The 15,061-nt window shown below is 58.7% G+C and carries 11 protein-coding genes; 9 read left to right on the top strand and 2 right to left on the bottom strand.

Translation table 11 applies throughout. The features are described 5' to 3' along the window. Window positions 1–54: 54 nt before the first annotated feature. Window positions 55–846, top strand: a complete 792-nt coding sequence (gene nei, locus ACOWVD_RS12195) for an endonuclease VIII (protein WP_197842920.1) — start codon at window positions 55–57, stop codon at window positions 844–846. Between the two features lie 57 nt (window positions 847–903). Here the strand turns inward: nei and ACOWVD_RS12190 are convergent, their stop codons facing one another. Further along, the gene (locus tag ACOWVD_RS12190) at window positions 904–2,196 is read right to left on the bottom strand and encodes a citrate synthase (protein WP_004939895.1); all 1,293 of its coding nucleotides are present in this window, start codon (window positions 2,194–2,196) and stop codon (window positions 904–906) included. A 729-nt stretch (window positions 2,197–2,925) separates the two neighbouring features. On the opposite strand from ACOWVD_RS12190, the gene sdhC reads away from it, so the two are divergent. From sdhC to sucD, 8 genes are all read left to right on the top strand, one after another. Next, on the top strand, window positions 2,926–3,315 hold the full coding sequence (gene sdhC / locus ACOWVD_RS12185; protein ID WP_004939893.1) for a succinate dehydrogenase cytochrome b556 subunit: 390 nt from the start codon (window positions 2,926–2,928) through the stop codon (window positions 3,313–3,315). Next, a complete protein-coding gene (sdhD, locus tag ACOWVD_RS12180; RefSeq protein WP_004939891.1) occupies window positions 3,309–3,656 on the top strand; it encodes a succinate dehydrogenase membrane anchor subunit in 348 nt (115 codons plus the stop codon). Before sdhC ends, sdhD begins: the two co-directional genes overlap by 7 nt. Next, window positions 3,657–5,423, top strand: coding sequence for a succinate dehydrogenase flavoprotein subunit (gene sdhA / locus ACOWVD_RS12175; protein ID WP_015376974.1), 1,767 nt, complete (start codon window positions 3,657–3,659; stop codon window positions 5,421–5,423). 16 nt (window positions 5,424–5,439) lie between these two features. Beyond that, window positions 5,440–6,156: a succinate dehydrogenase iron-sulfur subunit gene (locus ACOWVD_RS12170; RefSeq protein ID WP_015376975.1), complete on the top strand. Its 717-nt coding sequence runs from the start codon at window positions 5,440–5,442 to the stop codon at window positions 6,154–6,156. A gap of 275 nt (window positions 6,157–6,431) precedes the next feature. Then, complete coding sequence (gene sucA, locus ACOWVD_RS12165; protein WP_015376976.1) at window positions 6,432–9,239, top strand: 2-oxoglutarate dehydrogenase E1 component; 2,808 nt, start codon at window positions 6,432–6,434, stop codon at window positions 9,237–9,239. Window positions 9,240–9,303: 64 nt separating this feature from the next. Further along, the gene (gene odhB, locus ACOWVD_RS12160; protein ID WP_015376977.1) at window positions 9,304–10,521 is read left to right on the top strand and encodes a 2-oxoglutarate dehydrogenase complex dihydrolipoyllysine-residue succinyltransferase; all 1,218 of its coding nucleotides are present in this window, start codon (window positions 9,304–9,306) and stop codon (window positions 10,519–10,521) included. 122 nt (window positions 10,522–10,643) lie between these two features. Beyond that, window positions 10,644–11,810 (top strand): ADP-forming succinate--CoA ligase subunit beta, encoded by a 1,167-nt coding sequence (sucC, locus tag ACOWVD_RS12155; RefSeq protein ID WP_015376978.1) that lies wholly within the window; start codon window positions 10,644–10,646, stop codon window positions 11,808–11,810. Beyond that, entirely contained in the window at window positions 11,810–12,682 is an 873-nt protein-coding gene (gene sucD, locus ACOWVD_RS12150; protein WP_004939878.1) for a succinate--CoA ligase subunit alpha, read from the top strand. Before sucC ends, sucD begins: the two co-directional genes overlap by 1 nt. Window positions 12,683–12,754: 72 nt before the next feature. On the opposite strand, the gene ACOWVD_RS12145 is transcribed toward sucD, so the two are convergent. Beyond that, complete coding sequence (locus tag ACOWVD_RS12145) at window positions 12,755–14,653, bottom strand: bifunctional metallophosphatase/5'-nucleotidase (RefSeq protein WP_088381329.1); 1,899 nt, start codon at window positions 14,651–14,653, stop codon at window positions 12,755–12,757. Between the last annotated feature and the right edge of the window lie 408 nt (window positions 14,654–15,061).

The raw sequence follows: 15,061 nt of genomic DNA, 5'->3' as shown, positions 1-15,061 counted from the left end.
TCAAGAGAATCCCCGGCGCATCGGGCTGCGCCGGGTCTACGCAAGGAGTGGTCTATGCCGGAAGGACCGGAGATCCGCCGGGCGGCGGACAAACTGGCGGCGGCGGTGATCGATCAGCCGCTGACCGCCGTCGATTTCGCTTTTCCTCAGCTGAAACATTATCGCCAGCGTTTGCTCGGCGAGCGCATCGTCGCCATCGAGCCGCGCGGCAAGGCGCTGTTGACCCACTTTTCCAACGGGCTGACGATGTACAGCCATAACCAGCTGTACGGCGTGTGGAAAGTGGCGGCGGCGGGGGAGACGCCGGAGACCAAGCGCGATCTGCGGGTGCGGCTGGAAACCGCTCGCAGCGCAATATTGCTCTACAGCGCTTCCGACATTACCGTCGGGCCGCGCGAGGAAATAGAGCAACACCCGTTTTTGCAACGCATCGGCCCTGACGTGTTGGACATGTCGCTGACGGTAGACGATGTGGTGGAGCGGTTGCTGACGCCGCGTTTTCGCCGCCGGCAGCTGAGCGGCATGCTGCTCGACCAGGCGTTTCTCGCCGGATTGGGCAACTATCTGCGCGCCGAAATCCTGTGGCAGGCCGAGTTGGCGCCGCAGCACAAACCACAGGATCTGGCGCCAGAGGCGCTGCGCGACCTGGCGGAGGCATTGCTGGCGGTGCCGCGCCTTTCCTACCAGACGCGCGGGCAGGCGGATGACAACCGGCATCACGGCGCGCTGTTTCGCTTCAAGGTGTTTCATCGCAGCGGCGAGCCCTGTGAGCGCTGCGGTGGGATGATCGTGCGTACCGAGCTGTCGTCGCGGCCGTTTTATTGGTGCCCGGGCTGCCAGAAATAGCCAAAAAAAACGCCGCCCGAAAGGGCGGCGCTGTGCGGTTTCAGCCGGGGAAGCGGCTTACTTGGTTTTCAGCTGGGATTTGAAATCACGCTCGGCATAGCCGGTGTACAGCTGACGCGGACGGGCAATTTTGATGCCTTCGTCGTGCATTTCGTTCCAGTGGGCGATCCAGCCGATGGTGCGCGCGATGGCGAAGATCACGGTGAACATGGAAGAAGGAATGCCCATCGCCTTCAGGATGATGCCGGAGTAGAAGTCGACGTTCGGGTACAGTTTCTTCTCGATGAAGTACGGGTCGTTCAGCGCGATGTGTTCCAGCTCCATCGCCACCTGCAGCAGGTTGTCGTCCTTCTTGTTCAGCTCTTTCAGCACTTCGTGACAGGTCTCGCGCATCACGGTGGCGCGCGGATCGTAATTCTTGTACACGCGGTGGCCGAAGCCCATCAGGCGGAAGGAGTCGTTCTTGTCCTTGGCGCGCTTGATGAATTCCGGAATGTGCTCGACGGTCTTGATCTCTTCCAGCATTTTCAGCGCCGCTTCGTTGGCGCCGCCGTGCGCCGGCCCCCACAGGGAGGCGATGCCGGCCGCGATGCAGGCGAACGGGTTGGCGCCGGAAGAGCCGGCGGTGCGCACGGTCGAGGTAGAGGCGTTCTGCTCATGGTCGGCGTGCAGGATCAGGATGCGATCCATGGCGCGTTCCAGTACCGGGTTCACCACGTACTCTTCGCACGGGGTGGCGAACATCATGTGCAGGAAGTTGCCGGCGTAGGACAGATCGTTGCGCGGGTAAACGAACGGCTGGCCCAGGGAGTATTTGTAGCACATCGCGGCCACGGTCGGCATTTTGGACAGCAGACGGAACGCGGTGATTTCACGGTGACGCTCGTTGTTGACGTCCAGCGCATCGTGGTAGAACGCCGCCAGCGCGCCGGTCACGCCGCACAGCACCGCCATCGGGTGCGAGTCGCGACGGAAGCCACGGAACAGATGGGTGATCTGGTCGTGGATCATGGTGTGGCGGGTCACGGTGGTCTTGAAGGTTTCGAATTCTTCCGGCGTTGGGGTCTCGCCGTACAGCAGGATGTAGCACACTTCCAGGTAGGAAGATTCTTTCGCCAGCTGCTCGATAGGGAAGCCGCGGTGCAGCAGCACGCCTTTGTCGCCGTCGATGAAGGTAATCTTGGATTCGCAAGAAGCGGTGGAGGTAAAGCCGGGATCAAATGTGAAATAACCTTTGGAACCCAGAGCGCGGACATCGAGGACATCAGGGCCCAGTGTCGGTGTCAATACGCCCAGTTCGATCGGAGCTTCGCTGTCGTTAATGGTTAGCGTCGCTTTCTTATCAGTCATTTACTGTCTCCTTAGCGCCTTGTTTTTAAAACCACTAACAACTGAAATACCTTAAATCTCTGCAGGTTGCCCGCAAAAAAATGGTGCGGACGCTAACTCTGTGAGCGACTGCGCAACTGTGCGCGGGTAGGGTACAGAGTGCTGACCAGGCGAACGAGACGGGTGACCAGTTGTTAACGATTCATAGTAATTCGTTATAGTCTGTTAATCTTACCTATGAGCTGTTCGAAGAGATGTGAACCTATCCCAATAATCTGTTTTTATGTGCTTTATTTGCTTTTGACGCCGGCAAACTCGAGCGGGAAACAACGGCTATTGGGATAGGTTCGCCAAATACACTGTTGCATAACTCGAACCCGGGAGGAAGTGTATCTGCTGACCCATAGCGCATCATAGGACCGTTTGTGCCCCTATATGTAATGGAAATGTTGATCTCTTGTCAAATCAGATAATTAATTTTGCACTAATTGTGAAATCCGTGATCTGAATCACTGTTCGGGGGAAATGTTATCAAAGCGGTTGTATGAGAATTGTAATCAGAATGTGATCCTCCTATACTGCCGCCAGGTCTCCGGATTACCCTGAAGTAGGAGCACCCAGCGTTATAAATGCGCGCCGTTTGAGCACAGAGGATGTTGATGTTTGAGCGCGTGACGTGTAAGGGTTTTAGGCTCTTAACGCTGTCTGATCCCCGCCCAGGCCCGGAGGAAGGAAAATAATAAGAGCTGTGTGGGCAAATACGTGAAAAAACAACGACCTGTCAACTTGGATCTGCAAACGATCCGGTTCCCCGTAACTGCGATAGCGTCTATCTTACACCGAGTCTCTGGCGTAATTACCTTCGTTGCCGTGGGTATCCTCCTCTGGCTGCTGGGCCTGTCACTCTCTTCCCAAGAGGGGTTCCTGCAGGCGGCCGCCATCATGAATAGCTTCATCGTCAAATTCATATTCTGGGGCATCCTCACGGCGCTGGCCTATCACATTTGCGGTGGCATCCGTCACTTGTTAATGGATTTTGGCTACATCGAAGAGAGTTTGGCCGCCGGCACCCGTTCCGCCCAGGTGGCGATCGGTCTGACCGTCGTGCTGTCAGTTCTGGCTGGAGTCCTCGTATGGTAAACAACGTTTCTGCATTAGGGCGCAACGGCGTGCACGATTGGCTGCTGCTGCGCGCTTCCGCTATCATCATTACCCTGTACGTCCTGTATATCCTGGGCTTTTTCGTCACGGCTCCGGAACTCACTTATGACATCTGGCGCGGTTTCTTCGCCACTTCCATTACGAAAGTGTTCACTCTGCTGACCCTGCTGTCGATTCTGGTGCACGCCTGGATCGGGCTGTGGCAGGTGCTGACGGACTACGTCAAGCCGCTGGCGGTTCGCCTGGTGTTGCAGCTGGCTGTCGTGGTCGCGTTGCTGGTCTATTTACTGTACGGAACAATCGTAGTGTGGGGTGCTTAAATGAAACTGCCAGTCAGAGAGTTTGATGCCGTCGTAATCGGCGCCGGCGGTGCGGGCATGCGTGCCGCGCTGCAAATTTCCCAAGCGGGCTCGACCTGTGCCCTGCTGTCCAAAGTTTTCCCGACCCGTTCCCATACCGTGTCCGCACAGGGCGGCATCACCGTCGCGCTGGGCAACAGCCACGAGGACAACTGGGAATGGCATATGTACGACACGGTGAAAGGTTCCGACTATATCGGTGACCAGGACGCCATCGAATATATGTGTAAAACCGGCCCGGAAGCGATTCTGGAACTGGAACACATGGGTCTGCCGTTCTCTCGTCTGGACGACGGACGCATCTATCAGCGCCCGTTCGGCGGCCAGTCGCTGAACTTCGGCGGCGAGCAGGCGGCGCGTACCGCAGCCGCAGCCGACCGTACCGGCCATGCGCTGCTGCACACCCTGTACCAACAGAACCTGAAAAACCACACCACCATCTTCTCCGAGTGGTATGCGCTTGATCTGGTGAAAAACCAGGACGGCGCGGTGGTCGGCACCACGGCTATCTGCATCGAAACCGGTGAAGTGGTTTACTTCAAAGCCAAGGCCACCGTGCTGGCGACCGGCGGCGCAGGTCGTATTTACCAGTCCACCACCAACGCCCACATCAACACCGGCGACGGTGTCGGCATGGCGCTGCGCGCCGGCGTGCCGGTGCAGGACATGGAAATGTGGCAGTTCCACCCGACCGGCATCGCCGGCGCAGGCGTGCTGGTGACCGAGGGTTGCCGCGGCGAAGGTGGTTACCTGCTGAACAAACACGGCGAGCGCTTCATGGAGCGTTATGCGCCGAACGCCAAAGATCTGGCGGGGCGTGACGTGGTTGCACGTTCGATCATGATCGAAATCCGCGAAGGCCGCGGCTGCGACGGTCCTTGGGGCCCGCACGCCAAGCTGAAGCTGGATCACCTGGGCAAAGAGGTGCTGGAATCCCGCCTGCCGGGCATTCTGGAACTGTCCCGCACCTTCGCGCACGTCGATCCGGTGAAAGAGCCGATCCCGGTTATCCCAACCTGTCACTATATGATGGGTGGCATTCCGACCAAGGTGACCGGCCAGGCGCTGACCGTGAACGAGAAAGGCGAAGACGTGGTGATCCCGGGGCTGTTCGCCGTGGGCGAAATCGCCTGCGTATCGGTGCACGGCGCCAACCGCCTGGGCGGCAACTCGCTGTTGGACCTGGTGGTGTTCGGCCGTTCCGCCGGCATGCACCTGCAGGAATCGCTGGAAGAGCAGGGTGTGAGCCGTGACGCCAGCGACTCCGACGTGGAAGCTTCGCTGGATCGTCTGAACCGTTGGAACAACACCCGTTCCGGCGAAGACCCGGTCGAAATTCGCAAAGCGCTGCAGTCTTGCATGCAGCACAACTTCTCGGTATTCCGCGAAGGCGATGCGATGGCCAAGGGCCTGGAAGAACTGAAAGTGATCCGTGAACGTCTGAAGAACGCACGCCTGGACGATACCTCCAGCGAGTTCAACACCCAGCGCATCGAATGCCTGGAGTTGGATAACCTGATGGAGACCGCGTATTCCACCGCCGTGTCGGCCAACTTCCGTACCGAGAGCCGTGGCGCACACAGCCGCTTCGACTATCCGGAACGCGATGACGCCAACTGGCTGTGCCATTCGCTGTATCTGCCGCAATCGGAAAGCATGACGCGCCGCGAAGTGAACATGCAACCGAAGCTGCGCCCGGCATTCCCGCCGAAAGTGCGTTCTTACTAATTGCGGAGATCGACAGATGAAACTCGAATTTTCCATTTATCGCTACAACCCGGATGTCGATGACGCGCCGCACATGCAGGACTACACCCTGGAAGCGGAAGAAGGTCGCGACATGATGCTGCTGGATGCGTTGATCCAGCTGAAAGAAAAAGACCCGACCCTGTCGTTCCGTCGCTCATGCCGCGAAGGCGTGTGCGGTTCCGACGGCCTGAACATGAACGGTAAAAACGGCCTGGCGTGCATCACTCCGGTTTCGTCGCTGCGCAAAGGCAACGGCAAGATCGTGATCCGTCCGCTGCCGGGCCTGCCGGTGGTGCGCGATCTGGTGGTGGATATGGGCCAGTTCTATACCCAATATGAAAAGATCAAGCCATACCTGCTGAACGACGGCAAGAACCCGCCGGCGCGCGAGCACCTGCAGTCGCCGGAGCAGCGCGCCAAGCTGGACGGTCTGTACGAGTGCATCCTGTGCGCCTGCTGTTCGACCTCTTGCCCATCGTTCTGGTGGAACCCGGACAAGTTCATCGGCCCAGCCGGTCTGTTGGCGGCGTATCGCTTCCTGATCGACAGCCGTGACACGGAAACGCAAGAACGTTTAGATGATCTGGACGACGCTTTTAGTGTTTTCCGCTGCCATAGCATTATGAATTGTGTCAGTGTATGTCCTAAAGGCTTGAACCCGACGCGTGCGATCGGGCATATCAAGTCCATGCTGCTGCAACGCGGCGCATAAACGGAATGAGATGCTGCGCCGGGCTCTTTTCCGGCGCACGTCCCATAGGGGAGGGAACCTCTAAAAACTGACCCGCGGCTGCGGCGCTATGCAGCCTGGTTCTTCCGCCGGTTTTTAGAGGTTCCTTGTAAGGGACCGCAAGGTCCATAACAGAACGTATCGGGCCGACATGGCCGCAAGTACGTCGAGTGAACCGTTTTACGGCAAACCGTATTCATCACGGTAATTATGTTAACCACGGCGAAAACTAAAGCTTCAAAGCTTAAGGGATCATGATGCAGAACGGCGCAATGAAGGCCTGGCTGGATTCCTCCTATCTGGCGGGCGCGAACCAGTCTTACATAGAGCAGCTCTATGAAGACTTCTTAACCGATCCGGGTTCCGTTGAAGATAGCTGGCGTTCCATTTTTCAACAGCTACCAACCGCGGGTGTCAAACCCGATCAGCTTCACTCTCAAACGCGCGATTACTTCCGCCGCCTGGCGAAAGACTCCGCGCGCTACAACACCACCATCACCGATCCGGAAACCGACGCCAAACAGGTCAAGGTACTGCAGCTGATCAACGCCTTCCGCTTCCGCGGGCATCAGCATGCCAACCTCGATCCGCTCGGCCTGTGGCAGCGCGAGCAAGTTCCTGACCTTGATCCCGCTTACCACAACCTGACCGAAGCCGATTTCCAGGAAACCTTCAACGTGGGCTCTTTCGCCATCGGCAAAGAAACCATGAAGCTGGGCGATCTGTACGCCGCGCTGAAACAGACCTATTGCGGGTCGATCGGCGCTGAGTACATGCACATCACCAACACCGAAGAGAAACGCTGGATCCAGCAGCGCATCGAGTCGGTGGTGGGGCGCGCCAGCTTTACCGCCGACGAAAAACGCCGTTTCCTGAACGAGCTGACCGCGGCGGAAGGCCTGGAGCGCTACCTGGGCGCCAAATTCCCGGGCGCCAAACGCTTCTCGCTGGAAGGCGGCGACGCGCTGGTGCCGATGCTCAAAGAGATGGTGCGCCACGCCGGCAAGAACGGCACGCGCGAAGTGGTGTTGGGCATGGCCCACCGCGGCCGTCTGAACGTGCTGATCAACGTGCTGGGCAAAAAGCCGGCCGATCTGTTCGACGAATTCGCCGGCAAGCATAAAGAACACCTCGGCACCGGTGACGTGAAATATCACCAGGGCTTCTCCTCCGACGTGGAAACCGAAGGCGGCATGGTTCACCTGGCGCTGGCGTTCAACCCGTCGCACCTGGAGATCGTCAGCCCGGTGGTCATGGGGTCGGTACGCGCCCGTCGCGATCGTCTGGACGAAGCGCGCAGCAACATGGTGCTGCCGATCACCATCCACGGCGACGCCGCCATCACCGGCCAGGGTGTGGTTCAGGAAACCCTGAACATGTCTCAGGCTCGCGGCTACGAAGTGGGCGGCACCGTGCGCATCGTCATCAACAATCAGGTTGGTTTCACCACCTCCAACCCGCTGGATGCGCGCTCTACCGAATACTGCACCGACATCGCCAAAATGGTTCAGGCACCGATCTTCCACGTTAACGCGGACGATCCGGAAGCCGTGGCCTTCGTCACTCGCCTGGCGTTGGATTTCCGTAACACCTTTAAGCGTGACGTGATGATCGATCTGGTCTGCTACCGTCGCCATGGGCACAACGAGGCCGACGAGCCGAGCGCCACCCAGCCGGTGATGTATCAGAAGATCAAGAAACACCCTACGCCGCGCAAAATCTACGCTGACGTTCTGACCGAACAGAAAGTGGCCAGCCTGGAAGATGCCACGGAAATGGTCAACCTGTATCGTGATGCGCTCGACCGCGGCGATTGCGTGGTTGAAGAGTGGCGTCCGATGAACCTGCACTCCTTCACCTGGTCGCCGTACCTGAACCACGAGTGGGACGAAGAGTACCCGAGCAAGGTTGAGATGAAGCGTCTGCAGGAGCTGGGCCGCCGCATCAGCACCGTGCCGGAAGCGATCGAAATGCAGTCGCGTGTGGCGAAAATCTACGCGGACCGCGCCGAGATGGCCGCAGGCAACAAGCCGTTCGACTGGGGCGCCGCCGAAACGCTGGCTTACGCCACCATGGCGGATGAAGGCATTCCAATCCGCATCTCCGGCGAAGACGCCGGTCGCGGCACCTTCTTCCACCGTCACGCGGTGGTGCACAACCAGAAAAACGGTTCGGTCTATGTTCCGCTGGCGAACATCCACAGCGGCCAGGGCGAATTCAAGGTCTGGGACTCCGTGCTGTCCGAAGAAGCGGTGCTGGCGTTCGAATACGGCTACGCCACGGCGGAACCGCGCACGCTGACCATCTGGGAAGCGCAGTTCGGCGACTTCGCCAACGGCGCACAGGTTGTTATCGACCAGTTCATCAGCTCCGGCGAGCAAAAATGGGGCCGTATGTGCGGCCTGGTGATGCTGCTGCCGCACGGCTATGAAGGCCAGGGCCCTGAGCACTCTTCCGCGCGTCTGGAACGCTATCTGCAGCTGTGCGCAGAGCAGAACATGCAGGTGTGCGTCCCGTCCACGCCGGCGCAGGTTTACCATATGCTGCGTCGCCAGGCGCTGCGCGGTATGCGCCGTCCGTTGGTGGTGATGTCGCCGAAGTCGCTGCTGCGTCACCCGCTGGCGATTTCTTCGCTGGACGAGCTGGCCAACGGCACCTTCCTGCCGGCGATCGGCGAGATCGACGACTTGGATCCGAAAGCGGTCAAGCGCGTCGTGCTGTGCTCCGGCAAGGTCTACTACGACCTGCTGGAACAGCGTCGCAAGAACGAGCAGAAAGACGTGGCCATCGTGCGCATCGAGCAGCTGTATCCGTTCCCGCATCAGGCCGTGCAGGCCGTGCTGGAGCAATACTCTCACGTGCATGATTTCGTCTGGTGTCAGGAAGAGCCGCTGAACCAGGGCGCCTGGTACTGCAGCCAACACAACTTCCGTGAAGTGGTGCCGTTCGGGGCTTCTTTACGTTACGCAGGACGTCCGGCCTCCGCTTCTCCGGCGGTGGGCTATATGTCCGTACACCAGAAGCAGCAGCAGGCTCTGGTGAACGACGCGCTGAATATTGACTAATGTTCGCTCGCTTGCCGGCCGAGGGGCCGGCAAGCAGATGATAAAAAACTTAAGGGAAAGCTAAATGAGTAGCGTAGATATTCTGGTTCCTGACCTTCCTGAATCGGTTGCCGATGCGACCGTAGCCACCTGGCACAAAAAACCGGGCGACAGCGTGCAGCGTGATGAAGTCCTGGTTGAAATCGAAACCGACAAAGTGGTGTTGGAAGTGCCGGCCAGTGAAGCGGGCATTCTCGATGCTATCGTGGAAGAAGAGGGCGCGACCGTGCTGTCTCGCCAGCTGCTCGGCCGCATCCGCCCAGGCGACAGCTCCGGCAAGCCGACCGCCGAGAAGAGCCAGGAGAAAGAGTCCACGCCTGCACAGCGCGCGACCGCGAGCCTGGAAGAAGAAAGCAATGACGCGCTCAGCCCGGCGATTCGCCGCCTGATCGCCGAACATGACCTCGATGCCGGCGCCATCAAAGGCACCGGCGTGGGTGGCCGCATCACCCGTGAAGACGTGGAAGCGCACCTGGCCAAAGGCGGCGCCGCCGCCAAACCGGCCGCCGCCGCTGAAGCCGCACCGCAGCCGGCTCTGGCCGGCCGCAGCGAAAAACGCGTGCCGATGACCCGCCTGCGCAAACGCGTCGCCGAGCGTCTGCTGGAAGCGAAGAACAGCACCGCGATGCTGACCACCTTCAACGAAATCAACATGCAGCCGATCATGGATCTGCGCAAGCAGTACGGCGAAGCCTTCGAGAAACGCCATGGCGTGCGTCTGGGCTTCATGTCCTTCTACATCAAGGCGGTGGTTGAAGCGCTGAAGCGTTTCCCGGAAGTGAACGCGTCGATCGACGGTTCCGACGTGGTTTACCACAACTACTTCGACATCAGCATCGCGGTTTCTACCCCGCGCGGCCTGGTGACGCCGGTACTGCGCGATGTAGACGCCATGAGCATGGCTGACATCGAGAAGAAAATCAAAGAGCTGGCCGTTAAGGGCCGCGACGGCAAACTGACCGTGGAAGAGCTGACCGGCGGTAACTTCACCATTACCAACGGCGGCGTATTCGGCTCGCTGATGTCCACCCCGATCATCAACCCGCCGCAGAGCGCCATCCTGGGCATGCACGCCATCAAAGATCGCCCAATGGCGGTCAATGGTCAGGTGGTGATCCAGCCGATGATGTATCTGGCGCTGTCTTATGACCACCGCCTGATCGACGGTAAGGAATCCGTCGGTTATCTGGTGACGGTCAAAGAGATGCTGGAAGATCCGGCTCGTCTGCTGCTGGACGTCTAGTAACCCTTGCCGGGCGCGGCGTGCCGCGCCCGCACTCTGTGCTATGTGGCCGGAAAACCATGCGGTTTACCGCGTAATAATGGTCCGGCTAAAAACCTTCAGAACTGAATGGATAGAACATCATGAATTTACACGAATATCAGGCAAAACAGCTGTTTGCTCGGTATGGCATGCCGGCACCGACCGGTTACGCCTGTACCACTCCGCGTGAAGCAGAAGAAGCCGCATCCAAAATCGGCTCCGGCCCGTGGGTGGTGAAATGTCAGGTTCATGCTGGCGGCCGCGGTAAAGCGGGCGGCGTTAAAGTCGTCAACAGCAAAGAAGATATCCGTGCTTTCGCGGAAGCCTGGTTGGGCAAGCGCCTGGTGACTTACCAGACTGACGCGCTGGGCCAGCCGGTTAACCAGATCCTGGTTGAAGCGGCGACCGACATCGATAAAGAACTGTACCTGGGCGCCGTCGTAGACCGCGCGACCCGTCGCATCGTATTCATGGCGTCTACCGAAGGCGGCGTGGAAATCGAGAAAGTAGCGGAAGAAACCCCAGAACTGATCCACAAAATGACCATCGATCCGCTGGCGGGTCCACAGCCTTATCAGGGCCGTGAGCTGGCCTTCAAACTGGGCCTGACCGGCAAGCAAGTCAGCCAGTTCGCCAAGATTTTCATGGGCCTGGCGACGCTGTTCCTGGAGCGCGACCTGGCGATGGTTGAGATCAACCCGCTGGTGATCACCAAGCAGGGCGATCTGGTGTGCCTGGACGGCAAACTGGGCGCCGACGGCAACGCCCTGTTCCGTCAGCCTGAACTGCGTGAAATGCGTGACCCTTCCCAGGAAGACGAGCGTGAATCCCGTGCGGCTCAGTGGGAGCTGAACTACGTTGCCCTCGACGGCAACATCGGCTGCATGGTGAACGGCGCCGGTCTGGCGATGGGCACCATGGACATCGTTAAACTGCACGGCGGCGAACCGGCCAACTTCCTGGACGTAGGCGGCGGCGCGACCAAAGAGCGCGTGACCGAAGCGTTCAAAATCATCCTGTCCGACGACAAGGTGAAAGCGGTTCTGGTTAACATCTTCGGTGGTATCGTACGTTGCGATCTGATCGCCGACGGCATCATTGGCGCAGTGGCTGAAGTGGGCGTTAACGTCCCGGTCGTGGTGCGCCTGGAAGGGAACAACGCCGAACTGGGCGCCAAGAAACTGGCGGACAGCGGCCTGAATATCATTGCTGCGACCAGCCTGACTGATGCGGCTCAGCAAGTTGTTGCAGCAGTGGAGGGTAAATAATGTCCATCTTAATCGATAAAAACACCAAAGTAATTTGCCAGGGCTTCACCGGTAGCCAGGGGACTTTCCACTCCGAACAAGCTATCGCTTACGGCACCAAAATGGTTGGCGGCGTCACCCCAGGCAAAGGCGGCACTCAGCACCTGGGTCTGCCGGTGTTCAACACCGTGCGCGAAGCGGTTGAAGCGACCGGCGCGACGGCCTCGGTCATCTACGTTCCAGCGCCGTTCTGCAAAGACTCCATTCTGGAAGCGATCGATGCCGGCATCAAATTGATCATCACCATCACCGAAGGCATCCCGACCCTGGACATGCTGACCGTGAAAGTGAAGCTGGACGAAGCCGGCGTGCGCATGATCGGGCCGAACTGCCCAGGCGTGATCACCCCGGGCGAGTGCAAAATCGGCATCATGCCTGGCCACATCCACCTGCCGGGCAAAGTGGGCATCGTTTCCCGCTCCGGCACCCTGACCTATGAAGCGGTGAAACAAACCACCGATGCCGGTCTGGGCCAGTCCACCTGTGTGGGCATCGGCGGCGACCCGATCCCGGGCTCCAACTTCATCGATATCCTGAAGATGTTCCAACAGGATCCGCAGACCGAAGCGATCGTGATGATCGGTGAGATCGGCGGCAGCGCTGAAGAAGAAGCGGCGGCTTACATCAAAGAACACGTCACCAAACCGGTTGTCGGCTACATCGCCGGCGTGACCGCGCCGAAAGGCAAGCGTATGGGCCACGCAGGCGCCATCATCGCCGGCGGCAAAGGCACGGCGGACGAGAAGTTTGCTGCGCTGGAAGCGGCGGGCGTGAAAACCGTCCGCAGCCTGGCGGACATCGGCGATGCGGTAAAAGCGGTGCTGAAGCGCTAAGAACCTAGTACGAAATAACAATATCTCGACATGTTTGGCCACCCATTGGGTGGCCTTTTTTATGGGCGAAACTCAGAAAACGTTGAGCGCCTTGATCAGCGCGATCCGATCCTGCAGGCGGCGCTGCTGCACCGGATCCGCGGCGGCTTGCCGCTGCTGCTCCAGCGAGGCGAGGGCGGCGCGGTAATCGTCGGCGTTGCGGAACAGCGCGTCTTTGACGTTGATCGAGGCGACGTTGGTGTAGCGGCCATCGTCGGTGGTCGGCACCTGAATAACGCCTTCATTCAGCAGCCGTTTAACGATCGCCCGCTGCGGTTCGTATCCCTCCATGCCGATCAGTTTCCAGCGCTGCGGCGGCACGCCCTGGTATTGGCCGTGTTTCACTTCCGTCAGGTAGCGCAGGGCCAGGTGGCGAATGGTGCCTTCTTCTTCACCGTACTGCGCTTTGCTGTCGAACAGCACCGGGAAGGATTGCCCTTCCAGCGCGCCGCCCTTTTGCGTCAGGTGGCCCATGCGGTAACTGTTCATGCCCAGACGGATCGGCATGTCGTCCGTGACCGGCGTGCCGTCCGCCAGATGCAGATCGACGATGCGTGAACCGGCGGGTTGGCGCAGATCAATGGTATAGGTGACGCCATCGAAGAAATCGTTGGTGGAATATTTGGACGAACGCCGCGCCGGGTTAAAGCTGTAGGTGACGTCGCCCGGCTGCAGCTGATTGAAGTAGCCGGCGGACCACTCCATGTAGCGTTTAAGCGCTTTACCGTTAAGCTGATAAACGGTGATCTCGCCACCGGCGTATTGGTAGTTAAAGGCGATATCCTTGGCCTTGATGTCGCCGACGTCCAGTTTGGCGCGATCGTTGTCGATCTGCAGGGCGATCACCTGCGCCAGCGGCGCATAGTGCCGGGCGGCCTGCTGGAACAGCGCGCTGATGCCGGTGTCCTGCACGTGCACCTGAGGAATGCCGCGGAACTCGTCGGCAGGCACCAGATCGCTGCCGCTCAGCTTCGCTACCACCCGGTTGGCGTTGGCGCGCAAAATGTCATGATACGGCTGGTAGAGAGCCTGCATGGCGCTGTCCGGCGTCAGCCCTTTGATCGGGTAGGTGTAGCTGTTTTTGTCGATCAGCGTGAATTTGCCGTCGCGGCGTTCAAATTGCAGATCGATGCGTGACAACGCGCGGCCGTATTTGTCCGGTTCGGTGATGATGACGCCGTTGACCACCGCCTTGTCGATCTTCACATGCATGTGGCCGGCGACGATTGCCGCCAGTTCCGGGTTGGCGTTGGCAATGTCGGCCACGCCGGTGCCCGGGCGCTGGTTCTCGTTGTCGATGCCCATATGCGCCACCAGTACGATGGCGTCGACCTGGCCGTCGATTTGTTTGATGACCTGTTTCACCGCCTGCACCGGATCGGTGAAGTTCAGCCCTTTGATGCGATCGGTGCCCTTGGCGAATTCAGCGGTCATCGGCGTGTCCATGCCGATAATGCCGATCTTCACGCCCTGGCGTTCGAGGATGGTGTAGGCCGGCAGATAAGGCTTGCCGTTGTCCCAGACGATGTTGCCCGCCAGCGCCGCGCCCTTGAACTGCTTGAGCGGGGTGGCCAGCACCGGCAGGCCGAAGTCGAACTCGTGATTGCCCATCACCCAGACGTCGTAATTGAGCGCATTGAGGCCCAGCATCATCGGGCTGATGGCCTCATGCTTGAAGGTTTCAACGAAGTTGCCCTGAATAGTGTCGCCGGCGTCCACCAGGATCAGGTTAGGCTGCTCGGCGCGCACCTTTTTGACCTGAGTGGCTATCTGGCTCAGGCTGCCCGCCAGGTTTTCCGTGTCGCTGGCGTAGTCCCAGGGCACGAAGGTGCCGTGCAGATCGGAGGTGCCCAGCAGGGTGATGTTTACCGTTTCGGCGGCCATGGCGTTTCCCGAGAGTCCCAAGACAGAGGCAAAGATGATTTTTTTCATAACTTATTGTCACTCAATGGAATTTTAACATAAGTGGTCATTTTGCTACAAAATCGCAACCTTTACGATCCCATCGCGAGAAATAGACTAATATTGGAGAGAGATTTGTTGTTTTGTGACTGCAATCACTGTCACGGCTTAATGGAAATAAAAGGTTAATTATGTCGCAGAATAAGCGCGTAATAATACAATGGCGGCTCTTTTAAATTACATTTATTTAACACAAAAATATCATTAAAAAACAATTAAACCATTGCGCAACATGCCCTCAAGAAAAATAGGCGAAATGTGCTGATGAATATGGAAATAATATGCGGATAGGCTTAAATTGTCTCAGATCAAATTAGCCCGAAGTACCTCTTTCGGCTAAGATTTGACCTGTAACCAAAAGTCCAACCCACGTCACGT

This window comes from Serratia sp. SA088, assembly GCF_049065515.1.
Classification (GTDB): Bacteria; Pseudomonadota; Gammaproteobacteria; order Enterobacterales; family Enterobacteriaceae; genus Serratia; species Serratia nematodiphila.
This window is presented reverse-complemented; position numbering and strand designations above follow the sequence as displayed.